This is a genomic window from Paracoccus binzhouensis (assembly GCF_016446475.1).
Classification (GTDB): Bacteria; Pseudomonadota; Alphaproteobacteria; order Rhodobacterales; family Rhodobacteraceae; genus Paracoccus; species Paracoccus binzhouensis.
The window spans coordinates 1-26,038 of the sequence record NZ_JAEHFP010000022.1 but is presented as its reverse complement, the minus strand read 5'-3'; the positions used below and the strand labels follow the sequence as shown (position 1 = coordinate 26,038).

Below are 26,038 nucleotides of genomic sequence, written 5' to 3'. Positions count from 1 at the left end.
CGGAACCGCAACCGGATCGGATGGCTTGCCATGACCCCCATATCCCCGCTTTCCCCCGCCGCCCGCGCGCGGCTGACCACGGCGCTTTCCGCCGGCATCCTGGCGCTGCTGGCCTGGCCGGCCATGGCGCAAGAAGCCGAGGACAGCACCGACAGCACCGTCACCCTGGACGAGGTGGTGATCACCGCTGCCCCCGGCACGCAGACCGAGGGCACCGACAGCTGGACCACCGAATGGATGCGTTCCGCGACCGGGCTGGTGCTGAGCCAGAAGGAAACCCCGCAATCCACCAGCGCCATCACCGACGCGCAGATGAAGGACCGCAACATCACCACCGTCGCAGAGACGATGGAGGCTGCGACCGGCATCACCGTGCAGGCCTATGAAAGCGACCGCATCAACTATTATTCGCGCGGTTTCGCGGTCGACGCCTATCAGTATGACGGCGTGCCGGTGCCCAAGGACGGCGCCTGGCAGTTCGGCGACAACAATACCGACATGGCGCTTTACGACCATGTCGAAATCGTCCGCGGCGCCACCGGGCTGATGCAGGGCGCGGGCGAGCCCGGCGCCTCGATCAACTTCATCCGCAAGCGCCCGACCGAGACGTTCCAGAACCAGGCCGCCGTGTCGCTGGCCTATCCCAAGGGCGCGCGCGTCGAATCGGATGTGTCGGGGCCGCTCAATGCCAGCGGCACGGTGCGCGGCCGGCTGGTGGGTGTCGTGGACAGCCGCGAGGGCGCGCTGGACGGCTATGAAAAGGACAAATACGTCCTGTTCGGTGCCTTGGAGGTGGACCTGACCGACAGCACCCTGCTCAGCACCGGCATCAGCTATCAGAAGACCAAGGCCGACAACGTGACCTGGGGCGGGTTGCCGCCGTTCTATGCCGATGGCGGGCTGATCGACTGGGATTGGGGATCGACCCTGGGTGCCGACTGGACCTATGTCGATACCGAGCGGACCGAGGCCTTCGCCGCGCTGGAGCATGAGTTCCAGAACGGCTGGACCGGGCGGGTGGTGCTGACCCATATCCACAACGACGTCGACATGGAACTGCCCTGGATCAGCGGCGTGCCCGACCGCGAAACCGGTCTCGGCATGTCGCCCTGGGCGGCGAAATACAGCGGCGCGACCAAGCTCACCTCGCTCAATGCGGTGGTGAACGGCGACTTCCAGGCCTTCGGCCGGACCCACCAGTTCGTTGTCGGCGCCATGGCTTCGGATTTCGACAGCACCTTCGACGGCTATGATGTCGACACCAGCACGCTTGCGCCGGTGGGCAATGTCTTCGATTGGGACGGCAGCTATCCCCGGCCGCGCTTCTCGGACAGCGTGTCGCGGACCTGGAAAAGCGAGCAGCGCCAGTATGGGCTTTACGGTTCCGCCAGGATTCAGGCGACTGATGCGCTGTCCGTCATCGCCGGCGCACGCGCGAACTGGTGGAAGGGCAAGGAATCCAGCACCGGCTCGCCGGATTTCGAATACAGCTACAGCGGCGAGATCACGCCCTATCTCGGCTTCACCTATGACATCAACCCGACCTATTCCGCCTATGGCAGCGTGACCAGCATCTACAAGCCGCAGATCGCCCAGGATGCCGACGGCAACTATCTCGACCCGACCTATGGCTGGAACTACGAGCTGGGCGTCAAGGCCGACCTGCTGGGCGGGGCGCTGTTCGCCTCGGCGGCGATATTCCAGACCGACCAGAAGGACGTGGCGAACTACCTGTATTTCGACGAGGTGCTGAACCGCAGCATCTATGAAAGCATCGACGGCACCACCACGCGCGGCTTCGAACTCGAGGCGGCGGGGGCGATCAACGACCGCTGGAACGTCTCGGCCGGCTATACCTTCCGCAGCTCGAAGGACAAGGACGGCAACCGCTTCGCCGCCGACCAGCCCAGGCACACGCTGAAGCTGGCGACCGACTATCGCCTTGCCGGCGTGTTCGACGACAAGCTGACGGTGGGCGGGGCGATGCGCTGGCAAAGCGGCACCGACAGCATGGACTTCGCCTCCGACATCGAGCAGCCGAACGTGCATCAGGGCTCCTATGCCGTCTTCGACCTGAACGCGTCCTATGAGGTGACCGAGAAGACCGAGCTGTCGCTCAGCGTGAACAACATCTTCAACAAGAAATATTACGCCACGACCGGCTTCTACGATACCGTGGTCTATGGCGACGAACGCAGCGCCGAGCTGACGCTGCGGGCGAAGTTCTGACCCTTCTGGGCGGGCCGGCGGCGCCGCCGGCCCGTTCGCGTCCCGCGGTGCACGGCCTGTGTACGCGCGGTGTACGCCTGTTGCACGGCGATCACGGCCAAAACCCCGGCAATTGCCGGGGTTTTGGCGTCCCGGCTCCGGCGCGGTGCACGGCGCAACGCCCGCAGCCGTTGCGCGGCCTTGCGGCGCTTGGCGAAAGGCGTAACCTGCCCGGCAAAGGAGATTGTCACATGCCCGTCAAGAACCGCTTTGCCGAACTGCTGCCCGAGATCGCCGCCTGGCGCCGCGACTTCCACCAGAACCCCGAGCTGGACTACCAGGTCCACCGCACCGCCGGCCGCGTCGCCCAGCTCTTGCGGGAATTCGGCGTGGACGAGGTCACCGAAGGCATCGGCCGCACTGGCGTCGTCGGCGTCATCAAGGGCCGTTCCGACAGCAAGGGCAGGGTGATCGGCCTGCGCGCCGACATGGACGCCCTGCCGATCAAGGAACAGACCGGCCTGGAATATGCCTCGCAAAATCCGGGGGTCATGCATGCCTGCGGCCATGACGGCCATACCGCCATGCTGCTGGGCGCGGCGAAATACCTGGCCGAGACGCGCAATTTCGACGGCACCGCCGTGCTGATCTTCCAGCCCGCCGAAGAGGGCGGGGCGGGGGGGCTGGCCATGGTGCAGGACGGGCTGGTGGACCGCTGGGGCATCCAGGAATTCTATGGCATGCACAACATGCCCGGCTATCCGGTGGGCAGCTTCGCCATCCGCGAGGGCGCGATGATGGCCGCCGCCGACCAGTTCGACATCCGGGTGACCGGCAAGGGCGGCCATGCCGCCAAGCCGCACGAGGCCATCGACACGCTGCTGGTCGCGGCGCAGATTATCGTGGCGCTGCAATCGGTGGTGTCGCGCAATGTCGATCCGCTGAAAAGTGGCGTGGTTTCGGTCTGCGTGGTCGAAACCGACTCGACCGCCCACAACGTCATCCCGCAGCAGGTCAAGCTGAAAGGCACCGCCCGCAGCCTGGCTCCCGAGGTGCGCGACCAGCTGGAAGAGGGCATCAAGCGCGTCGCGGGGAATGTCGCCGCCGCCTTCGGTGCCACGGCCGAGGTGCAGTATGACCGTGGCTATCCGGTGACGATGAACCATCCGGAAGCCACCGTTTTCGCAGCGGAAGTGGCGCGGCAGGTGGCGGGGGACGTGGACATGGAGATGCAGCCGCTGATGGCCGGCGAGGATTTCAGCTACATGCTGAACGAACGCCCCGGCGCCTATATCTTCGTCGGCAACGGCGATACGGCGATGGTGCATCACCCGGCCTATAATTTCGACGACAACGCGATTCCGGCGGGTTCGAGCTGGTATGCCGGCATGGTCGAGGCGCGGATGCCGATCCCGGCGTGACGGCCGCACCGGGGGTTTCACACCCCCGGACCCCCGTGGGGTATTTGGGCAGCAAAGAAGAAGGGGCCGCGAGGCCCCTTCGTCGTTCAGAAATGGATGGCGCGGCCGTAGGCGGACAGCGTCGCTTCGTGCAGCATTTCGCTGAGCGTCGGGTGCGGGAAGACCGTCTCCATCAGCTCGGCCTCGGTGGTTTCCAGCGTGCGGCCGACGACATAGCCCTGGATCAGCTCGGTTACCTCGGCGCCGACCATGTGGGCGCCCAGCAGCTCGCCGGTCTTGGCGTCGAAGACGGTCTTGATCAGGCCCTCGGGTTCGCCGAGCGCGATGGCCTTGCCGTTGCCGATGAAGGGGAAGCGGCCGACCTTGACCTCGTAACCCGCTGCTTTCGCTTTCTCTTCCGTCAGGCCGACCGAGGCGACCTGCGGGTTGCAATAGGTGCAGCCGGGGATCGAGTTCGGCTTGATCGGATGCGGGTGCCCGCCGGCGATCAGCTCGGCGACCATGACGCCTTCGTGGCTGGCCTTGTGGGCGAGCCAGGGAGCGCCGGCCACGTCGCCGATGGCATAGAGCCCTTCGACGCCGGTGCGGCAATATTCGTCGGTCACGACATGGGTGCGGTCGATCTTGGCGCCCAGCTTTTCAAGGCCGAGGTTTTCCACGTTGCCGACGATGCCGACGGCCGAGATCACCGTGTCGAAGTCCTGCGTCTCGGTCTTGCCGCCGGTCTCGATATGGGCGGCGACCTTGCCGCCGCCTTTTCCATCGGGGGCGCGATCGAGCTTCTTGACCGTCGCCTTTTCCAGGATCTTCATGCCCTGCTTGACGAATTGCTTTTTCGCCAGGGCCGAGATTTCTGCATCCTCGACCGGCAGCACGCGGTCCATCACCTCGACCACCGTGGTGTCGGCGCCCAGCGTGTTGAAGAAGCTGGCGAATTCGATGCCGATGGCGCCCGAGCCGATGACCAGCAGCTTCTTGGGCATGCGCGGCGGCTGCAGGGCGTGCTTGTAGTTCCAGACCAGGTCGCCGTCCGCTTCCAGGCCGGGCAGGTTGCGGGCGCGGGCGCCGGTGGCCAGAACGATGGCCTTGCCGGTGACCTCCTCGGTCCCCTTGTCGGTCTTGACGCTGATCTTGCCGGGGGCGGTCAGGCTGGCCTCGCCCATGATGACGGTGACCTTGTTCTTCTTGAGCAGGTGGCCGACGCCGCCGGCGAGCTGCTTGGCCACGCCGCGCGAGCGGCTGACCACGGCGCCGAGGTCGTAGCCGATCTTGTCCGCCGAGAGGCCGAACTCCTTGGCGCGGTGCATCAGGTGGAACACCTCGGCCGAGCGCAGCAGCGCCTTGGTCGGGATGCAGCCCCAGTTCAGGCAGATGCCGCCCAGATGCTCGCGCTCGATACAGGCCACCTTCAGCCCCAGCTGCGCGCCGCGGATGGCGCAGACATAGCCGCCAGGGCCGGAACCGATCACCACCATGTCGAAGCTCTGCGCCATGGATGTCCCCCTATCAGAAAAGATAGTTCAGCGTTAAACCATTTTTCAGAGGTCAGCAAGCGACAGCTTGCCGGCGACCAGCGCGCCATAGCCGCCGGCCTCCATCACGCGGGTTTCCGCCGCCGTGGGCACGCGCTTCAGCGCCGCGTTGCGCCAGGGGAAGCGGCCGAATTTCGCGATGGTGTCGCGGTGCAGCTCGGCATGGCGCAGGTTCTCGCCAGGCATGAACTCGGCGAACAGCGCGACCGCGCGTTCCTGGTCGGCCAGGTCCTCGGAATGCTCGAAGGGCAGGTAGAAGAACTGCCGGGCGGGCGGGTCGATGCGCAGGTGGAAACCGTTCCCCACCGCCTCGCGGGCCAGGCTGCGGGCCAGGGGATCGGTGGCGAAGGCGCGCGGATCCTCGCGGAACATGTTGCGCGGGAACTGATCGGTCAGGATCAGTGCTGCCAGCGCGCCCTCGGGCGTTTCCGCCCAGCCGGGCGCCAGGTCGGCGGCGCGTTCCCAGGCGGGCAGGAAGCGTTGGCGGATGGTGTCGTCCAGCGCGTCCGAACGGGCATACCAGCCCTTCTCGCCGACCTCGTCCAGCCAGAAGCGGTTGATGTCCTCGGGTGTCGCGGTCTCGGTCATGCTGCGCCCTTCCGGTTTTCCCGGATGGTTGCAGAGCCGGAGGCGCGCCGCAACCCCGTCAGGCGGGTTTGGCGTCGTCGTCGGAACTGGCGGTTTCCAGCGCTGCCTCGACCGCGACCGGGGTGGCCGAGGGAGCGATGACCGCGAAGCTCTGGTCCTGCGCCGGGGTCGGGCGGCGGGTGCGGCGCCAGCCGGCATAGAAGGTCAGCGCCGCCAGCAGCGCGCCGATATAGATCCAGAACCCGTCCGGCCCCAGAAGCGACATCAGCCAGCCGGTGATCAGCGGACCGGCCATGGCGCCCACCCCGTTGATGAACAGAAGCCCCGCCGAGGCCGCCGCCATGTCCGAGGCGTCGAGGAAGTCGTTGGTATAGGCCAGCAGCAGCGAATAGACCGGGTTGGCGACGCCGCCGATCAGCGCGGCGGCCAGGATCAGTCCCCAGATTCCCGGCTGCAGCGTCACCGTGGCCAGGCAGACCAGGGCGCCGAGCGCGCTGAGCCCCAGCACGATGAAGCGCCGGTCGCCATGGTCCGAGAGCCAGCCGATCGGATATTGCAGGAACAGCCCGCCGGCATAGATCGCGGCGACGAAGGCCGAGATCTCGCGCACCGAAAGCCCCTTGGTCGAGCCCCAGACCGAGGCCATGCCGAACAGCGCCGAGAACACCCCGCCCATCAGGAAGATGCCGATGCAGCCCAGCGGCGAGACGCGGAACAGATCTCCGAAGCTCATGCGCTTCAGCGTGGCGAATTGCGGCGCGGGCTGGGTCGACAGCAGGATGGGCAGGAAGGACAGGCTGACCAGAACCGAGGGGATCACGAAGAGCAGGTAGCCGGCCGGGTCTGCGGTGTTCATCAGCATCTGCGCCGAGATGATGCCCAGCATCTGCATGATCATGTAGGCCGACATGGCCTGGCCGCGCGTCTGGTTCGTGGTGCCGGCGTTCAGCCAGCTTTCGGCGGTGATGTAGACGCCCGAGAAGCAGAAGCCGATCAAGAGCCGCATCAGCGCCCAGGCGATCCAGTGCGGCGCTGCCGCGTAAAGGATCAGCACCGAGGAGATCAGCGAGCCGAGCGCCGCGAAGACCCGCACATGGCCGACATTGCGGATCAGCTCGGGCACCACGCGCGAGCCCAGCAGGAAGCCGCCGAAATAGGCCGACATGACCACCGACATCTGGGTGGTCGAGATGCCCTCGATCTTGCCGCGGATGCCCAGAAGCGTGCCCTGCATCCCGTTCCCGACCATCAAGAGCAGGATGCCCAGAAGCAGCGGCCAGGTGGTGCGGAGCACGGTAAGCATCACGGATCCTTCGGAATCAGCAAAGAGGCGTCGCCATAGCTGAAGAAGCGATAGCCCGATTCCACCGCGTGGCGATAGATCCTGCGGATGCGGTCCTGGCCCATCAGGGCGCTGACCAGCATCAGCAGGGTCGATTTCGGCAGGTGGAAATTGGTCATCAGCGCATCCGTCACCCGGAAGCGATAGCCGGGATAGATGAAGATCTCGGTGACGCCGCGGAATGGCTGCACGCTGCCGTCCTCGGCCGCTGCCGATTCGATCAGCCGCAGCGCCGTGGTGCCGACCGGGATCACCCGCCCGCCCTCGGCGCGGGTGCGGTTGATCGCCGCGGCGGCCTCGGGCGTGACCTCGCCCCATTCGCCGTGCATCCTGTGGGTGGTCACGTCCTCGACCTTGACCGGCAGGAAGGTGCCGGCGCCGACATGCAGGGTGACATGGGTGAAGCGCACGCCGCGCGCCACCAGCCGGTCCAGCAGGTCGCGGTCGAAATGCAGGCTGGCGGTAGGGGCGGCAACGGCGCCCGAGCGCCGGGCCCAGACGGTCTGGTAATCCTCGCGGTCGGCCTCGTCGGGCGCACGCAGCGCGGCGATATAGGGCGGCAGCGGCATGGCGCCGACCTGCGCCAGCGCCGCGTCGAAGGCTTCGCCCGCGGCGTCGAAGCGCAGGGTCAGCGCGCCGTCCGAGATGGCCGCCACCTCGGCCGAGAGCGCATCGGAGAAGCGGATCACCTCGCCGGGCCGGAGCTTGCGCAGGGGCCTGGCCAGCGCCCGCCAGCCGTCGGCGGCGGGTTCCAGCAGCGTGACCTCGATCCTCGCCACCGCCTCGCCCTGCGGGGTCTGGCGCGTGCGGGTGCCGCTCAGCCGCGCCGGGATCACCTTGGTGTCGTTCAGCACCAGCAGGTCGCCCGGCCCCAAAAGGTCGGCCAGGTCGCGCACATGCAGGTCGCGAAGCGAATCGCCCTGGGCCAGCAGCAGCCGCGCCGAGGAGCGCGGCCGCGCCGGGCGGGTCGCGATCAGCGCTTCGGGCAGATGAAAGTCGAAATCGTCCAGCTTCATGGGCTTGGCTTCTGTCCGCACCGCCGGGGGGCGTCAAGGCGGGGGTCATCACAAAGTGAAAAACTCAGGCTTTACTTCTCTGAGGATTTCGCTAAGTTTTGGAGCAATCAAGGTGAGCCCATGATCGTCTGCCATTGCACCCAGATTTCCGACCACGACATCCGAGCCGCCGTTGACTGGATGCGTGCCGCAGATCCCGAGACGATCATCACCCCTGGCAAGATCTATCACGCGCTTGGCAAGCGCGCGGATTGTGGCGGCTGTATGCCCTTGTTTCTGGACACCATGCGCGGATGCGATAATCTGGCGGTGCCTCCCATCCTGAGAGGATTGAGAGCCAACCGCACAGGGGTGAGCCATGAAGGGCGACGCAAAGGTCATCGAGTATCTCAACGCAGCGCTACGGTCTGAACTGACCGCCGTCAGCCAGTATTGGCTGCATTACCGTCTTCAGGAGGATTGGGGCTACGGCAAGGTCGCCGACAAGTCCCGCGCCGAATCGATCGAGGAAATGCACCACGCTGATCGGCTGATCCAGCGAATCATCTTCCTGGAAGGGCATCCGAACCTGCAGAAGCTGGACCCGCTGCGGATCGGCCAGAACCTCAAGGAAACGCTGGAATCCGACCTGGCGGCCGAATACGACGCCCGCACGCTTTACATCGAGGCGCGGGAATATTGCGACAAGGTCGGCGATTACGTCAGCCGCAGCCTGTTCGATTCGCTGCTGGCCGACGAGGAAGGCCATATCGACTTCCTCGAAACCCAGCTGGGTCTCTACGAGGAGATCGGCGCGCAGAACTATGGCCAGCTCAACGCCAAGTCGGCGGACGAGGCCGAATAGGCCTGCGGATCCCTTCCGCGCATGGGGGGCCGGCGGCCCCCCTTGAAACTTGTCCTGAAATCCGGTTTCAGCCCGCCAGCCATGCCTCGGCCAGTCCGGGCAGGTCGTCGTAATGCCGCAGCATCGCCTCGGGCGCCAGCCGGGCCAGCCCCGCTCCCTCTGGGCCGAAGGCCACCAGCGCCACCCTGACCCCCGCCGCCGCCGCGGTCTTGCGGTCGGTTTCCGTATCCCCCACCAGGAAGGACCGCGCCAGCGCGCCGCCGGCGGCCTGCACCGCCGCCTGATAGGGCCGGGGATCGGGCTTGCGCACCGGCAGCGTGTCGGCGCCGATCATCGCCGCGAAACGGTCGCGGATGCCCAGCTCGCGCAGCAAGGTCTCGGCCAGCGCGGCGGGCTTGTTGGTGCAGACCGCCAGCCGGTGGCCGGCCTCGGCCAGCCGGTCCAGCGCCGCCTCGGCCCCCGGATAAAGCCGGGTGTGGATGGCGATGGCCTGGCCGTAATGATCCAGCAGGCGCGGGTAATCCTCCTCCTCGGCGCCGGGGGGCAGGATGGTGTCGCCGGGCAGCCGCGCATAGCCGGCGCGCAGCATGGCGCGGCCGCCATGGAAGGCGACCAGTGCGTCCTCGACAGGATCCAGAAGCGCGCCGAGGCCACGCGCGTGGAAGCAGGCATTGGCCGCCGCGATCAGGTCGCCGGACGTATCGGCCAGCGTCCCGTCCAGATCGAAGACCACCGTTCCCGCCATGCTGTAACCTTCCGTCAAGATGTTTGATCCGCGGGGGCCTTTCCCCACCGCCGCCCTCTAGGTAGAACGCCCGGCAAGGATAAGGAACAGGCAAGAGGGCAGAGATGACCGAGAAACCCGTCGCGCTGATCGTGCTGGCCGCCGGCCAGGGCAGCCGCATGCAGTCGGATCTGCCCAAGGTGCTGCACCGGCTGGGCGGCGTGCCGCTGGTCGGCCACGCGCTGGCCACCGGCCGCCTGCTGGAACCCGAGGCGGTGATCGTCGTCGCCGGCCATGGCGCCGAGGCGGTGGCCGAGGCGGTGGCGAAGCTGGACCCCGAGGCACGCATCGCCCTGCAGGAAGAGCAGCTCGGCACCGCCCATGCCGTGCGCCAGGCCCTGCCGCTGCTGGAAGGCTTCGAGGGCCGGGTGATCGTGCTTTACGGCGATACCCCCTTCATCGGCGAGGAGACGCTGGAGAACCTTGCCGCCCATCCCGCCGACGTGGTGGTGCTGGGCTTCGAGGCCGCCGATCCCGGCCGCTACGGCCGCCTCGTCACCGGCCCCGAGGGGCTGGAGCGCATCGTCGAATACAAGGACGCGGACGAGGCGACGCGGGCGATCCGCCTGGTCAATTCCGGCGTGCTGGCGGCGGATGCGGCGCTCCTGCGCGAGTTCCTGCCGCGGATCGGCAATCGCAACGCGGCCGGCGAATATTACCTGACCGACATTCCCGAACTGGCCCGTGCCGCCGGCCGCCGGGTCGAGGTGGTGACCTGCGACGAAGCCGAGACGCTGGGGATCAACACCCGCGCCGAACTGGCGCAGGCCGAGGCCGCCTTCCAGGCCCGCGCCCGCGCCCGGGCGCTGGAGGATGGCGTGACACTGGCCGATCCGGCGACGGTCTGGTTCGCGCTGGACACCTGCATCGGCCGCGACGCGGTGATCGGGCAGAACGTGGTCTTCGGCCCCGGCGTGACCGTCGAAAGCGGCGCCGAGATCCTGCCCTTCTGCCATCTGGAAGGCTGCCATGTCAGCGCCGGTGCCACCGTCGGCCCCTTTGCACGGCTGCGGCCCGGCGCCGAGCTGGGCGGCGACGTGCATGTCGGCAATTTCGTCGAGATCAAGAACGCCGTGCTGGACGAGGGCGTCAAGGTCGGCCACCTGACCTATCTGGGCGACGCCCATATCGGCGAGGCCACGAATATCGGCGCCGGCACCATCACCTGCAACTATGACGGCGTCGGCAAGCACCGGACCGAGATCGGCGCCCATGCCTTCATCGGCTCGGACACCATGCTGGTGGCGCCGGTGCGGGTGGGCGCGCGGGCGATGACCGGCTCGGGCTCGGTCATCACCGAGGACGTGCCGGACGATGCGCTGGCGCTGGGCCGTGCGCGCCAGGTCACCAGGCCCGGCCTTGCCACGCGGCTGATGCAGGCGCTGCGCCAGAAGAAGGGGAACTGACATGTGCGGCATCATCGGCATCCTGGGCGATCACGAGGTTTCGCCGCAACTGGTCGAGGCGCTGAAGCGGCTGGAATATCGCGGCTATGACAGCGCCGGCGTGGCGACGGTGGACGCGGCGGGCCGGCTGGACCGCCGCCGGGCGGTGGGCAAGCTGGTGAACCTGTCCGACCGGCTGGTGCATGAGCCGCTGGCCGGTCATGCCGGCATCGGCCATACCCGCTGGGCCACCCATGGCGCCGCGACCGAGGCCAATGCCCATCCGCATCGCCGCGGCCCCGTCGCGGTGGTCCATAACGGCATCATCGAGAATTTCCGCGAGCTCCGCGACGAGGTGGTGGCGCTGGGGCTGCAGCCGGAATCGCAGACCGATACCGAGACGGTGGCGCTGCTGACCGCCTGGCACATGGGCCAGGGCCTCGGCCCCATCGAGGCGGCGCGGGCGACGCTGGCGCGCCTGCACGGCGCCTTTGCGCTGGCCTTCCTGTTCGAGGGCGAGCCCGACCTGATGGTCGCGGCGCGCAAGGGCAGCCCGCTGGCGGTGGGCCATGGCGCGGGCGAGATGTTCATCGGCTCGGACGCGGTGGCGCTGGCGCCCTTCACCGACCGGATCACCTATCTGGAGGACGGCGACCACGCCGTCATCCGCCGCGCGGGGGCCGAGATCTTCGATGCCGAGGGGTGTCCCGCCAATCGCGAGATCCAGCAGATCGACGTGGGCGCGACGCAGATCGACAAGGGCGGCTACCGGCATTTCATGGCCAAGGAGATCGCGGAACAACCGGTTGTTTTGGGCGATGCGCTGAACCACTACATCAAGGGCGACCGCATCGTCCTGCCTGAGGCGCTGGATTTCCGCGAGGTGGACCGGCTGACGCTGGTCGGCTGCGGCACCGCCTTCTATGCCGCGCATGTGGCGCGCTACTGGTTCGAGAGCCTCGCCGGCCTGCCCTGCGACCTGGATGTGGCCTCCGAGTTCCGCTATCGCGAGCCGCCGCTCTCGCCGCAAAGCTGGGCGATCTTCGTCAGCCAGTCGGGCGAGACGGCGGACACGCTGGCGGCGCTGCATTATGCCCGCGACAAGGTGGCGCGCACGGTCGGCGTGGTGAATGTCGGCACCTCGGCCATCGCCCGCGACGCCGACATCGCCCTGCCGACTTTGGCCGGGATCGAGGTCGGCGTGGCCTCCTCGAAGGCCTTCACCTGCCAGCTGGCGGTGCTGGCGGTGCTGGCGCTGAAGGCGGCGCGGGATCGCGGCCGGCTGACGGAGGCCGAGCTGGCGGCGCATCTCGCCGACCTGCGGGCGCTGCCGGGGCTGCTGAACCAGGCACTGGCGGTAGGCGATGAATGCCGCCGCCTGGCCGGCTGGCTTTCCGAGGCGCAGGACGTGCTGTATCTGGGCCGCGGCCCGCTTTACCCGGTGGCGCTGGAAGGCGCGCTGAAGCTCAAGGAACTCAGCTATATCCATGCCGAGGGCTATGCCTCGGGCGAATTGAAGCACGGACCGATCGCGCTGATCGACCGCAACGTGCCGGTGGTGGTGCTGGCGCCGCGCGATGGGCTGTTCGAGAAGACCGTCTCGAACATGCAGGAGGTCATGGCGCGGCACGGCCAGGTGCTGCTGATCTCGGATGCCGAGGGGCTGGCGAGCGGCGGCCATGGCGTGCGGGCCGGTCTGGCGATGCCCTCGGGCGGCGGGCTGTTCCAGCCGATCCTTTACGCCGTGCCGATGCAATACCTGGCCTATTTCGCGGCGGTGGCCAAGGGCACCGACGTGGACCAGCCGCGCAACCTGGCGAAATCGGTGACGGTGGAATAGGGGGGGCCGTCCCCCTACCGGCTTTCGGCTTCTCTTTGTCGATAGGGTGTGCTGCCATAGGCTGCGCGGTAGCATTTCGAGAAATGGGCGGTGCTTGCGAAGCCGCAGGCGAGGGCGATCTCGATCATGCTCATCTCGGTCTGGACCAGCAGGTGGCGGGCGCGTTCCAGCCGCAGCTCCATGTAATAGCGCTTGGGCGAGCGGCCGAGATGGCGGGCGAAGAGCCGTTCGAGCTGGCGCGGCGACAGCCCGGCCTCGGCGGCCAGCCGCGCCGGGCTGACCGGATCCTCGATATGCGCCTCCATCCGGGCCAGCACCTGGGCCAGCCGCGGATGGCGGGCGGCGATGCGGGCGGGGGCGGCCAGGCGCTGGTCGTCCTCTTCCGAGCGGATGGCGGTGTGGATCATCTGGTCGGCGACCCGCCCGGCCAGGTCCTGGCCGTGGTCGCGGGCGATCTGGCGCAGCATCAGGTCGATGGCGGCGGTGCCGCCGGCGGCGGTGAGGCGGTTGCCGTCCTCGACGAAGACGGTGCGGATCAGGGTGGCGTCGGGGAACTTCTCGGCGAATCCGTCCTGGTTCTCCCAGTGGATGGTGCAGCGGCGGCCGTCGAGCAGCCCGGCCTCGGCCAGCACCCAGGCGCCGGTGCAGAGGGCGCCGATGCGGGTGCCGCGCCGGGCCTCGCGCCGCAGCCAGGCCAGCACCGGGCGGGTGGCGGCGCGGGCGATGTCGAGGCCGCCGCAGACCAGGATGGTGTCGCCGCGGGCGGTGTCGGCCAGGCCGCCGTCGAGCATGATGCGGGTGCCGTTCGAGCAGGCGGCGGCCTGCCCGCCGCCCTGTTCGCCGACCAGCCGCCAGTCGTAGAGCGTCCGCCCGGCCAGGCGGTTGGCCAGCCGCAGCGGCTCGATCGCCGCGGCGAAGGAGACCAGGGTGAAGCGGTCCAGAAGCAGGAAGACGTAGCGCTGCGCAGGCGCCGCGGCGGGGGGTGGAACCGGCCCGTCGGAAGGAGGGACTGCTGGATCGGGGTCTGGCATGTCGGTCGCGCGTCTTCTGCCCGGGCAGATCAGCAGGCAATGCCGGCGCGCGCAAGGCTTTTCCTTTGTCCCCGCAGTCTCTATATGGCGATCACCGATCACATGAAGGATAGGATCATGGCACCGACGCATTCCAGTTCCGCGACCCCGGCACAGGCATGGGACAAGCGTGGCTGGCGCGCCTATCCGCGCGTCCAGATGCCTGACTATCCCGACCCCGCCGCCGTCGCCGCCGTCGAGGCGCAGCTGGCCAAGTATCCGCCGCTGGTCTTCGCCGGCGAGGCGCGCCGCCTGAAGGCCTCGCTGGGCGAGGTCGCGGCCGGCCGCGCCTTCCTGCTGCAGGGCGGCGACTGCGCCGAAAGCTTCGCCGAATTCTCGGCCGACAACATCCGCGACACCTTCAAGGTGATGCTGCAGATGGCGGTGGTGCTGACCTGGGGCGCGCAGCTGCCGGTGGTCAAGGTCGGCCGCATGGCCGGCCAGTTCGCCAAGCCGCGCAGCGCGCCCACCGAGGTTCTGGGCGGGCAGGAACTGCCCAGCTATCGCGGCGACATCATCAACGGCTTCGACTTCACCCCCGAGGCGCGCATTCCCGATCCGCAGCGGATGCTGGCCGCCTATACCCAGGCCGCGGCCTCGCTGAACCTGTTGCGCGCCTTCTCGACCGGCGGCTATGCCGACATGCATCGGGTGCAAAGCTGGATCAGCGACTTCACCGGCGGCGAGGAAGCCGCGCGCTACCGCGACATCGCCGACCGCATCAGCGACGCCATGGCCTTCATGGCCGCCGCCGGCGTGACCTCGGAAACCGCGCATGACCTGGGCAAGGTGGATTTCTACACCAGTCACGAGGCCCTGCTGCTGGAATACGAGGAGGCGCTGGCCCGCATCGATTCGACCACCGGCCTGCCGGTCGCGGGCTCGGGCCACATGATCTGGATCGGCGACCGCACCCGCCAGGTCGATGGCGCGCATGTCGAATTCTGCCGCGGCGTGCAGAACCCGATCGGGCTGAAATGCGGCCCCTCGATCAGCGACAGCGACCTCAAGGGGCTGATCGCGCGGCTGAACCCGGAAAACGAGCCCGGCCGGCTGACGCTGATCGCCCGCTTCGGCGCCGGCGCGGTCGGCGACCACCTGCCGCGGCTGATCAAGGCAGTGCGGGAAGAGGGCGCGAATGTCGTCTGGTCCTGCGATCCGATGCACGGCAACACCATCAAGTCGGCCTCGGGCTACAAGACCCGGCCCTTCGATTCGGTGCTGCGCGAGGTGCGCGAATTCTTCGCCGTGCACCGCGCCGAGGGCACCATTCCCGGCGGCGTGCATTTCGAGATGACCGGCCAGGACGTGACTGAATGCACCGGCGGCGTGCGCGCCGTGACCGACGAGGACCTGTCGGACCGCTATCACACCGCCTGCGACCCGCGGCTGAACGCCAGCCAGTCGCTGGAACTGGCCTTTCTGGTGGCCGAGGAACTGCGCAACCGCCGCGTCAACGGCTCCAGGCAGGCCAAGGCGGGCTGAGCGGGCGGAAGGCGCGAGACAGGATCGGGCGGCGGGGCAGGGCCTCTGCCGCTCGTTTTCGTGCGGGCCTTTGCCGTGGTCAGAAGCGTGCCGTGGTCAGAAGCGTGGGCCGCGCGGCCGGGGCGGCGGGACGCCCTCGATGACGCGGAACCGCGCCCGGCGTTCCTCGGGCGTGGCAGATTCGGACGGGCGGGGCTGGGCGGGCAGGCTTGCCTGCCAGCGCGCCGGCGCTTCGTCGAAACCCGGGCGCGAGGGCGAGGGCTCCAGCACCCTGGCCCCCGGGATGACCGGGCATTGCCGGTCGCCGACCAGGTCGAAGCGGCGCGGGCTCTGGCCGAACTCGCCTTCGCTGATCAGGCAGCCAAGCGCCCGTGACACGTCGCCCAGGTCCGAGCGCAGCGGCAGGAGCAGCATCCGGCCGCGCAGCCCGGGCCGGCCGTAGGAGGCGGGGGAATCGAGGTCGATCTCGGCGATCTGCGGGCCGCGGAAGACGCTTTCCAGCACGTCCGACAGCCGGCCGCGCGAACTGGTGTTCAGGAAGGCGCAAAGCGGCATGCCGCGCACCTCCATGCCCATCAGGTCGATCAGGTGCCGCCCGGCCAGGCGAAAGCGTGCCGCGCCCGGCGCGATGCGTTCCAGGATGAAGGCATAGTCCAGCGCCCGGCGGATGCCGCGCGGCTCGACATCGCCGCGGGCGGGAATGGCGCGGCCCTGGCGCAGCCCCTCCCAATAGCCGCGCAGCTCGCCCAGGATGCGGCCGATCTGCACCGGCTCGTAATCGGCCAGATGCAGCAGCTTGCCCGTGGCGCCGTCGGTCGGCCGCCTGGGCGGACGATCCCCGTCCTGACCGTGATCCTGCGCCATCGCCCCGGGCCTTACCTGCTTACCTGGAAAAACAAACTCCTGTCTGAAATCTAAACCCTTCCTTCATCTTTTCCGAGCGAATTCTGGGCCGATGGTTAAAATCCGGGTTCGCCGCGGGCCGCCGGCAGGGCGGGGCTTGACCCGGCTGGCGGGCAAGGCCATTCAGGCGGCGCGAGGCACGGCAGGGGACATGAGCATGGTTCTGGAGCGCAGCGGACTTCTGGTGATCCTGTCCTCGCCCTCGGGGGCAGGCAAGTCGACGCTGGCGCGGCGGCTGATGGACTGGGATCCGGAGCTGCGCTTTTCCGTCTCGGCCACCACCCGCAAGCCGCGCCCCGGCGAGGTCGAGGGCGAGCATTACTATTTCCGCAGCACCGAGCAATTCCGCGCCATGGTTGCGGATGGCGAGATGCTGGAACATGCCGAGGTCTTCGGCAATTTCTACGGCACGCCGCGCGGCCCGGTCGAGGCGGCGATGCGCGCCGGGCGCGATACGCTGTTCGACGTGGACTGGCAGGGCGGCCAGCAGATCCGCGCCTCGAGCCTGGGCAAGCATGTCGTCTCGATCTTCGTGCTGCCGCCCAGCCTGACCGAGCTTGAGCGCCGCCTGGTCTCGCGCGGGCAGGACGCGCCGGACGTGATCGCCACCCGGATGCAGAAAAGCCGCAACGAGATCAGCCACTGGGCGGAATATGACTATGTGATCGTCAATGACGACCTGGACCGCAGCGCCGAAACCCTGATCACCATCCTGAAGGCCGAGCGGCAGCGCCGCGACCGGCAGGTCGGCCTTGGTCCCTTCGTTCGCGCCCTGATGGAGGAGGAAAGCGCATGATCTGGGAACTGGACGGCATCGCGCCGAAGATCGCCGGGGACGCCTGGGTGGCGCCGGATGCGCAGCTGATGGGCAAGGTGGTGCTGGAGCCGGGCGCCAGCGTCTGGTTCGGCGCCGTGCTGCGCGGCGACAACGAGGAGATCCGCGTCGGCCGCAACTCGAACGTGCAGGACCTGGCGGTGTGCCATACCGACATGGGCTATCCGCTGACCATCGGGGCGAACTGCACCATCGGCCACCGCGCCATCCTGCACGGCTGCACCATCGAGGACGGGGCGCTGATCGGCATGGGGGCGATCATCCTGAACGGCGCCCGCATCGGCGCCGGCGCGCTGATCGGGGCCGGGGCGCTGATCGCCGAGGGCAAGGTGATTCCGCCCGGCGCGCTGGTCATGGGGGCGCCCGGCAAGATCGTGCGCGAGCTGGACGACATCGCCCGGGCGCAACTGCTGAAATCGGCCGAGGGCTACAACCGCAACGCCGCCCGCTATCGCAGGGGGCTGACCCAGGCCTTCGAGGGATGATCGAGGCGCGGCTTCACGCGCTGCTGCGGGCGGTGCCGGTGCCGATGCTGGCCGTGGACCGCCAGGCGCGCATCATCGGCGCCAACGAGCTGGCCGAGGCGCTGCTGGGGCCGGCGCCCAGCGGCCGGCCCTTCGTCACCGTGCTGCGCCACCCCGAGGTGAACGCGGCGCTGGACGCGGTGCTGTCCGGGCAGGACCGGGCGCGGCTGACGCTGACGCTGGGCGCTACCGAACGGCGGGTGTTCTGCGAGGTCACGGTGACGGCGCTGGACGCCCCGGGCCTGAGCGGTGCGGCCGTGGCGATCGAGGACCGCTCGCGCGACGAGGAGACCGAGCTGATGCGGCGCGATTTCGTCGCCAATGTCAGCCACGAGCTGCGCACGCCACTGACCGCGCTGATGGGCTTCATCGAGACGCTGCGCGGCCCTGCGCGCAACGATGCCGCGGCGCGCGACCGTTTCTTCGACATCATGGAGCGCGAGGCCGGGCGCATGAACCGGCTGATCGCCGACCTGCTGTCCCTGAGCCGCGTCGAGCAGGACGAGCGTCGCCGGCCGGCGCAGAGCATCGAACTGGCGGGCCTGCTGCGCGGCGTGGTGGCGACGCTGGCCCCGGCAGCCGAGGCGGCCGGGGTGCGGCTGGAGCTGCAGGGTGCCGAGCGCCAGGTGACGCTGCCCGGCGATTCCGACCAGCTGGTGCAGGTCTTCCACAACCTGATCGAGAACGCGGTGAAATACGGCGGTGCCGGCGGCGTTGTCACCGTGACGCTGCAGCACCTCGAGCACGAGCCGGTGCTGCGCGGCCCGGCCTGGTCGGTCTGCGTCGCCGACCGGGGCGAGGGCATCGACCCTCAGCACCTGCCACGGCTGACCGAACGCTTCTATCGGGTGGACACGCATCGCTCGCGCGAGCAGGGCGGCACCGGGCTGGGGCTGGCCATCGTCAAGCATATCGTCAACCGCCATCGCGGCCGGCTGCGCATCGAAAGCCAGCGTGGCCAAGGCAGCCGCTTCACCGTGCTGCTGCCGCAGAAGATCGGCCGCATCTGAGGGAAACGAGGCAGGGCCGGGGCATCGACCCCCGCCTTCGCCTGTCGCGGGGGCCGTTACTCGGCCGCGTGCCCGGTCACATGGCCCGCGACGCCGTCAGATTTCATCCGGAAGCCGCGTTCCAGTTGGTCGAAGGGCGCCACCGGATATTCGCCCGAGAAGCAGGCGTCGCAATATTGCGGGCAGGACTTGTTGCGGCCTTCCGCCTCGCCCACGGCGCGATAGAGCCCGTCCAGCGACACGAAGGCCAGGCTGTCGACGCCGATCCATTCGCGCATCTCTTCCTCGGACATCTGCGCCGCCAGCAGCTTGTCGCGGTCGGGGGTGTCGACGCCGTAGAAGCAGGGCCAGGCGGTGGGCGGAGAGGCGATGCGGAAATGCACCTCGGCCGCGCCGGCATCCAGGATCATGTCCTTGATCTTGCGCGAGGTCGTGCCGCGCACCACCGAATCGTCCACCAGCACCACGCGCTTGCCCTTGACCAGCGCCCGGTTGACGTTGAGCTTCAGCCGCACGCCCATGTTGCGGATCTGCTCGGTCGGCTCAATGAAGGTCCGGCCCATGTACTGGTTGCGGATGATGCCCATGCCGAAGGGGATGCCGCTTTCATGGGCATAGCCGATGGCGGCCGGGGTGCCGCTGTCGGGCACCGGGCAGACCAGGTCGGCCTCGACCGGGGCCTCGCGCGCCAGTTCCACGCCGATCTGGCGCCGGGTCTCATAGACCGAGCGGCCGCCGATGATCGAATCGGGGCGCGAGAAATACACATGCTCGAAGATGCAGAACCGGCCCTTGGAGGGGCCGAAGGGACGCGAGCTTTCGACCTCGCCCTTGGAGATCACCACCATCTCGCCCGGCTCGATCTCGCGCAGGAACTCGGCGCCGATGATGTCGAGCGCGCAGGTCTCCGAGGCCAGCACGAAGCCCTCGTCGCCCAGCCTGCCCAGCACCAGCGGCCGCACGCCCAGGGGGTCGCGCACGCCGATCAGCTTGGTGCGGGTCATGGCGATGACCGAAAAGGCGCCCTCGACCCGGCGCAGCGCGTCCTTCATCCGCTCGGGGATGTTGCGCTGGATCGAGCGCGCCATCAGGTGGATGATGCATTCGCTGTCGCTGCTGGACTGGAAGATCGAGCCGCGCTCGATCAGCTCGCGCCGCAGCGCCATGGCGTTGGTGATGTTGCCGTTATGCGCCACCGCGCAGCCGCCCATGGCGAATTCGCCGAAGAAGGGCTGGACGTCGCGAATCGCCGTCGCTGCCTTGGTGCCGGCGGTGGAATAGCGCACATGGCCGATGGCGAGCGAGCCGGGCAGCGTCTCCATCAGGCTTTGCTTGGTGAAGTTGTCGCGGACATAGCCGAAGCGGTGGGCGCTGTTGAAACCCTGCTCGGCATCATGGCTGACGATGCCGCCGGCCTCCTGCCCGCGATGCTGCAGGGCGTGCAGGCCCAGCGCGACGAAATTGGCGGCATCCGTCACTCCGATCACGCCGAACACGCCGCATTCTTCGTGCAGGCGGTCGGAATCGAAGGGATGGGCAAGGAATGGCTGCATCATCACCGACTCTTGGGGCTATTCCGGGGCTGGGCATGGGTGCTTGACGCCAATCTAGGGTGTCAGGCCGCCGAAGTCACGCCCCACCGCCGCGGCGGGGCGCTTTTTATGTCACGAAAGCGGCATATCCGTTCAGTTCGCCGGCGCCGCGGGGGTTTCGGCCGGGCTCTGGGCCGGGGTCGGGGTGGCGGCATCGACCGGCTGCCCGGTGGGGGCGCAGCTGCGCACCAGCTGCTCGTAGCGGCTGACCACCCAGCCCGGCGCGTCCTGCGGGATCTGCTGGTCCATCTGGCCGCGCATGCGCTCGAACACCTGGGCCGAGCGGGAATTCTCGACCGTCGCCACCGGCTGCGTGGCCATCACCCGGTCATAGACGATGAAGGCGATGGCAACGAGCAGGATGCCGCGCGCCACCCCGAACAGAAAGCCCATGCCCTGGTCGACGCCCCCCAGCGCCGAGCGCTGCACGACCGAGGAAAACAGCGGCGTGATGATGGAAAACAGCACCAGCGCCAAGGCGAAGACCGCGGCGAAGCCGGCGATGGTGCCCAGCTCGCAGCTGTCGGCCAGGAACTTGTTCAGCCCCGGCACCTGCGCCACCATCGGGCGCACCGTCGGCGCGAAGATGAAGGCCAGCACCGCCGCGCCGATCCAGCCCAGGATCGCCAGCGATTCGCGCACGAAGCCGCGCGCATAGGCCAGGATCGCCGAGAGGATGATCACGGCCGCGACGATGCCGTCGATGATGGTGAATCCGTCCATTTTCACGCCCTTTCGCGGTTTTGCCCGCGTCTGAAGGCCAGGTCCGTCACCGTCATCCGGCGCCGAAGGTCTCGCCCACGAAACTTGTCAGGTCGGCGATGCGGTCGATCCGCATCCCGGCCACGCCCTCGACCTTGGTGGCCGCTGGCAGGATCGCCCGTGAAAAACCAAGTTTCTGCGCTTCTTTCAACCTGTTTTCCGCCTGGGCGACCGGCCGCAGCGCCCCGGACAGGCTGATTTCGCCGAAAAGCACGCAATCGGCGGGAAGCGCCGCATCCTCGCGCGCGCTGAGCAGCGCCGCGGCGATGGCCAGGTCGGCGGCGGGTTCGCTGACCCGCATCCCCCCGGCAACATTAAGAAAAACGTCCAGCCCGGCGAAGGGGATGGCGCAGCGCGCCTCGAGCACGGCAAGGATGGTCGAGACCCGGCCGCCATCGAGCCCGACCACGGTTCGGCGGGGACTTGCCAATGTCGAGGGGGCGACGAGGGCCTGCACTTCGGTCAGCACCGGCCGGGTGCCCTCGATGCCGGCGAAGACCGCCGAGCCGGCGCTGGCCTCGCCGCGTTCGGACAAAAACAGCGCCGAGGGGTTGGCGACTTCGGCCAGCCCGCCGCCGGTCATCTCGAAGACGCCGATCTCGTCGGCCGGGCCGAAGCGGTTCTTGTGGGCGCGCAGGATGCGGAACTGGTGGCCGCGCTCGCCCTCGAAATACAGCACGGTATCGACCATGTGCTCGACGACGCGGGGGCCGGCGATCTGGCCCTCCTTGGTGACATGGCCGACCAGGATGACCGAGGTGCCGCGGCGCTTGGCGAAGGTGACCAGCTCATGGGCGCTGGCGCGGACCTGCGCCACCGAGCCCGGCGCCGCTTCGATCCGGTCGGACCAGAGCGTCTGGACCGAGTCGATCACCGCGACGTCCGGGCGTTCGGCATCCAGCGTTGTCAGGATGTCGCGCAGCGCCGTCTCGGCCCCCAGCCGCACCGGCGCGTCGCCCAGGCCCAGGCGCTGCGCCCGCAGCCGCACCTGGGCGCCGGCTTCCTCGCCCGAGACATAGATCGCCTGCTGGCCGGCGCGGGCGAAGGCGGCGGCGGCCTGCAGCAGCAGGGTGGACTTGCCGATGCCGGGATCGCCTCCGACCAGCACGGCCGAGCCGGGCACCAGCCCGCCGCCCAGCACCCGGTCGAACTCGGCCATGCCCGAGACGGTCCGGGCAGGCGGCGCCTCCTGCGTATCGAGCCCCGAAAGCGGGATGCTCTTGCCCTTGAGCGTGCCGAGGCCGCGACCCGGCCCCTGGCTCAGCGGCGCTTCCTCGACGACGGTGTTCCAGGCGCCGCAGGCATCGCAGCGGCCGGACCATTTCCGGTGGCTGGCGCCGCAGGCGGTGCAGGTAAAGGCGGTGATCGGTCTGGCCATGCGGGATATGTGGCAGATCGCGTCGGGGGATGCCATGGGGCACCGGACGGGCTTTCCGTTTTTCAAATACCCCTGCGACCGTCCAGCCATGCGGACGCTGGCCCGGTTGCCAAGATGGGTATTTGGAAAACGGAAAGCCGCTCAGCTGACGCCCAGGCCGGCGCGCATCAGGATGCGGCGGACCGGGGCAACGGCGTAGAGCCCGCCCAGGGTGGCGGCGCGCAGGTCGCGCAGCGGCCGGGCCGCGATCATGCTGGCGCGGTTGAGCGCGTCGATGCCGATCAGCCGGGCCAGCGCCTCGGGGCGGCGACGGCGCTCATAAGCGGCGAGAGAGGACGCGCTGCCGGGATTCCTGGAGGAGAGATCGAGCAGGGCGGCGAGATCGGCAAGGCTCATGTTCAGCCCCTGGGCGCCGATGGGCGGGACGACATGCGCGGCCTCGGCGATCAGCGCCGTGCGCGGGCCGGTGAAGCGGTCGGCGATCTGGCTGATGATCGGCCATTCCGTCAGCCGCGTGGCCTGGGTCAGGTGGCCCAGCACCCCGGCCGAGCGGCGGTTCAGTTCGGCCTCGAACGCCTCGCGGGGCAGGGCGCGCAGCCGGGCGGTTTCGGTGCCGCGCTCCATCCAGACCACGGCCGAGCTGGGTCTGCCGTCGCGGTCGGGCAGCGGCACCAGCGTGAAGGGGCCGCCCGAGCGGTGGATCTCGGTCGAGACGTTCTCGTGCGGGCGGTCATGGGTGACGGCGAAGGCCAGCGCCTTCTGGCCGTAGCGCAGGGTGCGGGTGCCGATGCCGAGCGCCTCACGCACCGGCGAGTTGCGGCCGTCGGCGCCGATCACCAGCTTCGCGCGGATGCGTCGGCCATCGGTCAGCGTCGCCAGGGCCTCGCTGTCGCGGACCAGCAGCCCCGCCGTGCCGGTGCCGGGCAGGAAGCGGACATTCTGCAGCCCGGCGAGGCGGGCCGAGATCTCGCGCTTCAAAAGCCAGTTGGGCAGGTTCCAGCCGAAGGGCTGGTCCGAGATCTCGGCGGCGTCGAAATCACGGGCCAGCCGCGCCTGCGGCAGCTTCCCGCCGGCGTCGATGATCCGCATCACCTGCAGCGCCGTGGCATGCGGGGAAAGGCGGTCCCACAGCCCGGCCGCCTGCAGCACGGCGACCGAGGGATGCAGGAAGGCGGTGCTGCGCAGGTCCGAGCCCTCGGCCGCCTCGTCGGTCACCGGCGGGGCGGGGTCGACGCAGACCACCCGATGCCCGGCGCTGCCGAAGGCGGCGGCCGCGATCAGCCCGGCGATGCCGCCGCCGGAGACGAGGACCTCGGTATCGTCGATCTGCATGGTCGGGGCCGGCCTAGAACCCGGCCGCATAGGCGGCGAGCATGGCGAAGACCAGCGCCGTCGCGGCCAGCGCGATCAGGCTGAGCCCCGGCAGGCCCCAGAGCACCAGGACCACCACCGAGAGCACTACCGCCAGCAGCGCGAAGGTGAAAAGGCTTCTCGCGGTGCGCGCCTCGGCCCGGTCCTGGGCGGCGGCTTCGGCGGGGGTGAGCGGTTGGGACATGGCGCGTTCCTTGGCTTGCGGTTTTCCTGTCGGGCGGAGGCTCAAGTCTTAACCGGCCCGCCGGTTCCGGCAAGCCCGCGCAGGAAGGCGGCCAGGTCGCCGGTCCGGTAATGCACATGCGGCCCGTGATCCTGGTCCCCGGCCAGTTCGTCCGGGCCGTGGCGCCCCGGACCGACCAGAATCGTCCGCATTCCAAGCTCATGCGGGACGGCGAGGTTCCTGGGATCGTCCTCGAACATGGCGGCGCCGGCCGGCTCGAACCCTTCGGCCGCCAGGACTGCGGCATAAGCGCGCGCATCCGGCTTGGGGTGGAAGCCCGCCTCCTCGACGCCATGGATCGCGTCGAAGACCAGCAGCCCGCGATGTTCCAGCACCCGCGCCGCATAGGCGCTGTCGGCATTGGTATGCACGATCTTGCGGCCGGGCAGGGCGGCGATCAGCGCCGCCAGTTCCGGGTCCGGGGTCAGGACCGTGAAGTCGATGTCGTGGACGTCGCGCAGATAGGGCAGGGGCTCGATGCCGTGCTCGGCCATCAGCCCGGCCAGGGTGGTGCCGTGCGTCCGCCAGTAATGGCGGCGCAGCCGGTTCGCCTCGGGTTCGGTCACGCGCAAGGCGCGCATGACATAGGCGGTCATGCGCCGCTCGATCTGGGCGAAAAGCCTGACCTCGGGCGCATAAAGCGTGTTGTCCAGATCGAAGATCCAGGTGGAGACATGACGAAAATCCATGCCGCCTGCCTAAACCCGCGGCATGACGCTTGCAATCGCCGTTGCAAGCGGGGATCGTGCCGGCATGAAAGACGCCTATTCCCTGATCCTTTCCGCCATCGACAACGGCATCTATCGCCCCGGCGACCGGCTGGTCGAATCCGAGCTGGCCGAGCGTTTCGGCGTCTCGCGCACCCCGGTCCGCGAGGCTTTGCAGCGGCTGGAAACCCAGTCCATGCTGAAGCGCGACGGGCGCAGCCTGATCGTCGCCACGCTGGACCACAACCAGCTGGCCGAGCTTTACACCGTGCGCGCCGAGCTTGAGGCGCTGGCCGCGCGGCTGGCCGCCCGCCACGCCACGCCCGAGGAGGTCCGCGTGCTGTCCGGCATGGTCGAGGAGGACCGCGCCATCCTGGGCGACCCGCAGGCCCTGGCGCGGGCGAACCGCCGCTTTCACCACCAGATCCACCTGGCCTCGCACAACCGCTATCTGGTGCAGCAGCTGGACCTGGTGCATCGCAGCATGGCCCTGATGGCGCGCACCAGCCTGGCCGCTCAGGGCCGCGACGTGGTGACGCTGGACGAGCACCAGGCCATCGTCGATGCTATCGCCGCCCATGACGGGGCGGCGGCGGAACAGGCGCTGCGGCATCATATCTCGATGGCCTTCGAGACCCGGCTGAAGGAAGAGGCGCGACTGGCCGACGAGGAGGAATGACGCGCGAGATCCGCACCGCCGCCGATCTGCAGGAAGGCGCGGCGCATCTTGTGCGGGTCTGCCCGGTCTGGGCGCGCGAGCTGCCGGCGCTGCTGCCCCTGCCGCTGCGGCGCTGGCCCGAGGGGTTCCCGGCGATCCGCGACGCGCTGGTCTCGCAGCAGATCTCGACCCGGGCGGCGGTGGCCATCGGTGCGCGCATGGCCGCGGCGGGGCTGGCCGGCGAGGCCGGGATCGCGGCGGCGGATGACGAGGCCCTGCGCGCCGCCGGCCTGTCGCGGCCGAAGATCCGCTACCTGCGCGGCATCGTCGCGGCGCGTGTCGACTGGCCAGGGCTGCGCGCGCTGCCGGACGAGGAGGTGATCGCGACGCTGACCGCCTTGCCGGGAATCGGCCGCTGGACCGCCGAGATCTATCTGAAATTCGCGCTCGGCCGCGCCGATGCCTTTGCCGCCGGCGACCTGGCGCTGGCCGAGGCTGCGCGGCTGCTCTACGGCCTGCCCGAGCGGCCCGGCCCCGCTGCGCTGACGGCGCTGGCCGAG

25 protein-coding genes are annotated in these 26,038 nt (G+C 69.0%); 12 read left to right on the top strand and 13 right to left on the bottom strand.

Annotated elements, in window-relative coordinates:
- The first annotated feature begins 30 nt into the window (after positions 1 to 30).
- Both I9P22_RS07770 and I9P22_RS07765 read left to right on the top strand, forming a co-directional pair.
- Positions 31 to 2,229: a TonB-dependent siderophore receptor gene (locus I9P22_RS07770; protein WP_199258848.1), complete on the top strand. Its 2,199-nt coding sequence runs from the start codon at positions 31 to 33 to the stop codon at positions 2,227 to 2,229.
- A gap of 230 nt (positions 2,230 to 2,459) precedes the next feature.
- A complete protein-coding gene (locus tag I9P22_RS07765) occupies positions 2,460 to 3,629 on the top strand; it encodes a M20 aminoacylase family protein (protein ID WP_199258846.1) in 1,170 nt (389 codons plus the stop codon).
- An 86-nt stretch (positions 3,630 to 3,715) separates the two neighbouring features.
- On the opposite strand, the gene lpdA is transcribed toward I9P22_RS07765, so the two are convergent.
- Genes lpdA through queA form a run of 4 tightly spaced genes read right to left on the bottom strand, consistent with a single transcriptional unit; the run spans position 3,716 to position 8,107 of the window.
- Complete coding sequence (gene lpdA / locus I9P22_RS07760; RefSeq protein ID WP_199258844.1) at positions 3,716 to 5,122, bottom strand: dihydrolipoyl dehydrogenase; 1,407 nt, start codon at positions 5,120 to 5,122, stop codon at positions 3,716 to 3,718.
- Positions 5,123 to 5,167: 45 nt separating this feature from the next.
- Positions 5,168 to 5,749, bottom strand: coding sequence for a DUF924 family protein (locus tag I9P22_RS07755; protein ID WP_199258842.1), 582 nt, complete (start codon positions 5,747 to 5,749; stop codon positions 5,168 to 5,170).
- A 58-nt stretch (positions 5,750 to 5,807) separates the two neighbouring features.
- Positions 5,808 to 7,052: an MFS transporter gene (locus I9P22_RS07750; protein WP_199258840.1), complete on the bottom strand. Its 1,245-nt coding sequence runs from the start codon at positions 7,050 to 7,052 to the stop codon at positions 5,808 to 5,810.
- Positions 7,052 to 8,107, bottom strand: coding sequence for a tRNA preQ1(34) S-adenosylmethionine ribosyltransferase-isomerase QueA (queA, locus tag I9P22_RS07745; RefSeq protein ID WP_199258838.1), 1,056 nt, complete (start codon positions 8,105 to 8,107; stop codon positions 7,052 to 7,054). Before queA ends, I9P22_RS07750 begins: the two co-directional genes overlap by 1 nt.
- 120 nt (positions 8,108 to 8,227) lie before the next feature.
- Between queA and I9P22_RS07740 the strand changes: the two genes are divergently transcribed.
- Entirely contained in the window at positions 8,228 to 8,518 is a 291-nt protein-coding gene (locus tag I9P22_RS07740; RefSeq protein ID WP_199258836.1) for a (2Fe-2S)-binding protein, read from the top strand.
- On the top strand, positions 8,466 to 8,951 hold the full coding sequence (gene bfr, locus I9P22_RS07735) for a bacterioferritin (RefSeq protein ID WP_199258835.1): 486 nt from the start codon (positions 8,466 to 8,468) through the stop codon (positions 8,949 to 8,951). Before I9P22_RS07740 ends, bfr begins: the two co-directional genes overlap by 53 nt.
- A gap of 67 nt (positions 8,952 to 9,018) precedes the next feature.
- Here bfr and I9P22_RS07730 read toward each other — a convergent pair whose 3' ends face one another.
- Positions 9,019 to 9,696 carry an HAD-IA family hydrolase gene (locus I9P22_RS07730; protein ID WP_199258833.1) on the bottom strand — a complete coding sequence of 226 codons (678 nt, stop codon included), beginning with the start codon at positions 9,694 to 9,696 and terminating at the stop codon, positions 9,019 to 9,021.
- Between the two features lie 104 nt (positions 9,697 to 9,800).
- Here I9P22_RS07730 and glmU point away from each other — a divergent pair, with 104 nt between their 5' ends.
- Positions 9,801 to 11,141 (top strand): bifunctional UDP-N-acetylglucosamine diphosphorylase/glucosamine-1-phosphate N-acetyltransferase GlmU, encoded by a 1,341-nt coding sequence (gene glmU, locus I9P22_RS07725; protein ID WP_199258831.1) that lies wholly within the window; start codon positions 9,801 to 9,803, stop codon positions 11,139 to 11,141.
- A gap of 1 nt (position 11,142) precedes the next feature.
- On the top strand, positions 11,143 to 12,960 hold the full coding sequence (glmS, locus tag I9P22_RS07720) for a glutamine--fructose-6-phosphate transaminase (isomerizing) (RefSeq protein ID WP_199258829.1): 1,818 nt from the start codon (positions 11,143 to 11,145) through the stop codon (positions 12,958 to 12,960).
- A 14-nt stretch (positions 12,961 to 12,974) separates the two neighbouring features.
- On the opposite strand, the gene I9P22_RS07715 is transcribed toward glmS, so the two are convergent.
- Positions 12,975 to 13,991: a GlxA family transcriptional regulator gene (locus I9P22_RS07715; RefSeq protein ID WP_199258827.1), complete on the bottom strand. Its 1,017-nt coding sequence runs from the start codon at positions 13,989 to 13,991 to the stop codon at positions 12,975 to 12,977.
- Positions 13,992 to 14,108: 117 nt separating this feature from the next.
- On the opposite strand from I9P22_RS07715, the gene I9P22_RS07710 reads away from it, so the two are divergent.
- Positions 14,109 to 15,515, top strand: coding sequence for a class II 3-deoxy-7-phosphoheptulonate synthase (locus tag I9P22_RS07710; protein ID WP_199258826.1), 1,407 nt, complete (start codon positions 14,109 to 14,111; stop codon positions 15,513 to 15,515).
- A 96-nt stretch (positions 15,516 to 15,611) separates the two neighbouring features.
- On the opposite strand, the gene I9P22_RS07705 is transcribed toward I9P22_RS07710, so the two are convergent.
- Positions 15,612 to 16,379, bottom strand: coding sequence for a PAS domain-containing protein (locus tag I9P22_RS07705; protein WP_199258825.1), 768 nt, complete (start codon positions 16,377 to 16,379; stop codon positions 15,612 to 15,614).
- Positions 16,380 to 16,581: 202 nt separating this feature from the next.
- On the opposite strand from I9P22_RS07705, the gene gmk reads away from it, so the two are divergent.
- Genes gmk through I9P22_RS07690 form a run of 3 tightly spaced genes read left to right on the top strand, consistent with a single transcriptional unit; the run spans position 16,582 to position 18,787 of the window.
- Positions 16,582 to 17,214: a guanylate kinase gene (gmk, locus tag I9P22_RS07700; RefSeq protein WP_199258878.1), complete on the top strand. Its 633-nt coding sequence runs from the start codon at positions 16,582 to 16,584 to the stop codon at positions 17,212 to 17,214.
- Positions 17,211 to 17,738: a gamma carbonic anhydrase family protein gene (locus I9P22_RS07695; RefSeq protein WP_199258824.1), complete on the top strand. Its 528-nt coding sequence runs from the start codon at positions 17,211 to 17,213 to the stop codon at positions 17,736 to 17,738. Before gmk ends, I9P22_RS07695 begins: the two co-directional genes overlap by 4 nt.
- Positions 17,735 to 18,787, top strand: coding sequence for an ATP-binding protein (locus I9P22_RS07690; protein ID WP_199258823.1), 1,053 nt, complete (start codon positions 17,735 to 17,737; stop codon positions 18,785 to 18,787). Before I9P22_RS07695 ends, I9P22_RS07690 begins: the two co-directional genes overlap by 4 nt.
- 56 nt (positions 18,788 to 18,843) lie before the next feature.
- Here the strand turns inward: I9P22_RS07690 and purF are convergent, their stop codons facing one another.
- The 6 genes from purF to I9P22_RS07660 form a co-directional block, all read right to left on the bottom strand.
- Positions 18,844 to 20,340 (bottom strand): amidophosphoribosyltransferase, encoded by a 1,497-nt coding sequence (purF, locus tag I9P22_RS07685; protein ID WP_199258876.1) that lies wholly within the window; start codon positions 20,338 to 20,340, stop codon positions 18,844 to 18,846.
- 132 nt (positions 20,341 to 20,472) lie between these two features.
- Positions 20,473 to 21,102 (bottom strand): CvpA family protein, encoded by a 630-nt coding sequence (locus I9P22_RS07680; RefSeq protein WP_199258822.1) that lies wholly within the window; start codon positions 21,100 to 21,102, stop codon positions 20,473 to 20,475.
- Between the two features lie 52 nt (positions 21,103 to 21,154).
- The gene (radA, locus tag I9P22_RS07675; protein WP_199258820.1) at positions 21,155 to 22,519 is read right to left on the bottom strand and encodes a DNA repair protein RadA; all 1,365 of its coding nucleotides are present in this window, start codon (positions 22,517 to 22,519) and stop codon (positions 21,155 to 21,157) included.
- A gap of 141 nt (positions 22,520 to 22,660) precedes the next feature.
- Positions 22,661 to 23,851 (bottom strand): UbiH/UbiF family hydroxylase, encoded by a 1,191-nt coding sequence (locus I9P22_RS07670; protein WP_199258818.1) that lies wholly within the window; start codon positions 23,849 to 23,851, stop codon positions 22,661 to 22,663.
- Positions 23,852 to 23,864: 13 nt separating this feature from the next.
- Positions 23,865 to 24,074, bottom strand: a complete 210-nt coding sequence (locus I9P22_RS07665) for a hypothetical protein (RefSeq protein WP_028712373.1) — start codon at positions 24,072 to 24,074, stop codon at positions 23,865 to 23,867.
- Positions 24,075 to 24,115: 41 nt separating this feature from the next.
- Complete coding sequence (locus I9P22_RS07660) at positions 24,116 to 24,802, bottom strand: pyrimidine 5'-nucleotidase (protein ID WP_199258816.1); 687 nt, start codon at positions 24,800 to 24,802, stop codon at positions 24,116 to 24,118.
- 64 nt (positions 24,803 to 24,866) lie between these two features.
- Between I9P22_RS07660 and I9P22_RS07655 the strand changes: the two genes are divergently transcribed.
- Positions 24,867 to 25,499 (top strand): GntR family transcriptional regulator, encoded by a 633-nt coding sequence (locus tag I9P22_RS07655; RefSeq protein ID WP_199258814.1) that lies wholly within the window; start codon positions 24,867 to 24,869, stop codon positions 25,497 to 25,499.
- The coding region (locus I9P22_RS07650; protein WP_199258812.1) for a DNA-3-methyladenine glycosylase family protein at positions 25,496 to 26,038 on the top strand (543 nt) is incomplete at its 3' end. The genes I9P22_RS07655 and I9P22_RS07650, both read left to right, overlap by 4 nt.

Coding starts and splice junctions, on each gene's coding strand:
- I9P22_RS07770 (WP_199258848.1), top strand. CDS start 31: ATGACCCCCATATCCCCGCTTTCCCCCGCCGCCCGCGCGCGGCTGACC.
- I9P22_RS07765 (WP_199258846.1), top strand. CDS start 2,460: ATGCCCGTCAAGAACCGCTTTGCCGAACTGCTGCCCGAGATCGCCGCC.
- lpdA (WP_199258844.1), bottom strand. CDS start 5,122: ATGGCGCAGAGCTTCGACATGGTGGTGATCGGTTCCGGCCCTGGCGGC.
- I9P22_RS07755 (WP_199258842.1), bottom strand. CDS start 5,749: ATGACCGAGACCGCGACACCCGAGGACATCAACCGCTTCTGGCTGGAC.
- I9P22_RS07750 (WP_199258840.1), bottom strand. CDS start 7,052: ATGCTTACCGTGCTCCGCACCACCTGGCCGCTGCTTCTGGGCATCCTG.
- queA (WP_199258838.1), bottom strand. CDS start 8,107: ATGAAGCTGGACGATTTCGACTTTCATCTGCCCGAAGCGCTGATCGCG.
- I9P22_RS07740 (WP_199258836.1), top strand. CDS start 8,228: ATGATCGTCTGCCATTGCACCCAGATTTCCGACCACGACATCCGAGCC.
- bfr (WP_199258835.1), top strand. CDS start 8,466: ATGAAGGGCGACGCAAAGGTCATCGAGTATCTCAACGCAGCGCTACGG.
- I9P22_RS07730 (WP_199258833.1), bottom strand. CDS start 9,696: ATGGCGGGAACGGTGGTCTTCGATCTGGACGGGACGCTGGCCGATACG.
- glmU (WP_199258831.1), top strand. CDS start 9,801: ATGACCGAGAAACCCGTCGCGCTGATCGTGCTGGCCGCCGGCCAGGGC.
- glmS (WP_199258829.1), top strand. CDS start 11,143: ATGTGCGGCATCATCGGCATCCTGGGCGATCACGAGGTTTCGCCGCAA.
- I9P22_RS07715 (WP_199258827.1), bottom strand. CDS start 13,991: ATGCCAGACCCCGATCCAGCAGTCCCTCCTTCCGACGGGCCGGTTCCA.
- I9P22_RS07710 (WP_199258826.1), top strand. CDS start 14,109: ATGGCACCGACGCATTCCAGTTCCGCGACCCCGGCACAGGCATGGGAC.
- I9P22_RS07705 (WP_199258825.1), bottom strand. CDS start 16,379: ATGGCGCAGGATCACGGTCAGGACGGGGATCGTCCGCCCAGGCGGCCG.
- I9P22_RS07695 (WP_199258824.1), top strand. CDS start 17,211: ATGATCTGGGAACTGGACGGCATCGCGCCGAAGATCGCCGGGGACGCC.
- I9P22_RS07690 (WP_199258823.1), top strand. CDS start 17,735: ATGATCGAGGCGCGGCTTCACGCGCTGCTGCGGGCGGTGCCGGTGCCG.
- purF (WP_199258876.1), bottom strand. CDS start 20,340: ATGCAGCCATTCCTTGCCCATCCCTTCGATTCCGACCGCCTGCACGAA.
- I9P22_RS07680 (WP_199258822.1), bottom strand. CDS start 21,102: ATGGACGGATTCACCATCATCGACGGCATCGTCGCGGCCGTGATCATC.
- radA (WP_199258820.1), bottom strand. CDS start 22,519: ATGGCCAGACCGATCACCGCCTTTACCTGCACCGCCTGCGGCGCCAGC.
- I9P22_RS07670 (WP_199258818.1), bottom strand. CDS start 23,851: ATGCAGATCGACGATACCGAGGTCCTCGTCTCCGGCGGCGGCATCGCC.
- I9P22_RS07665 (WP_028712373.1), bottom strand. CDS start 24,074: ATGTCCCAACCGCTCACCCCCGCCGAAGCCGCCGCCCAGGACCGGGCC.
- I9P22_RS07660 (WP_199258816.1), bottom strand. CDS start 24,802: ATGGATTTTCGTCATGTCTCCACCTGGATCTTCGATCTGGACAACACG.
- I9P22_RS07655 (WP_199258814.1), top strand. CDS start 24,867: ATGAAAGACGCCTATTCCCTGATCCTTTCCGCCATCGACAACGGCATC.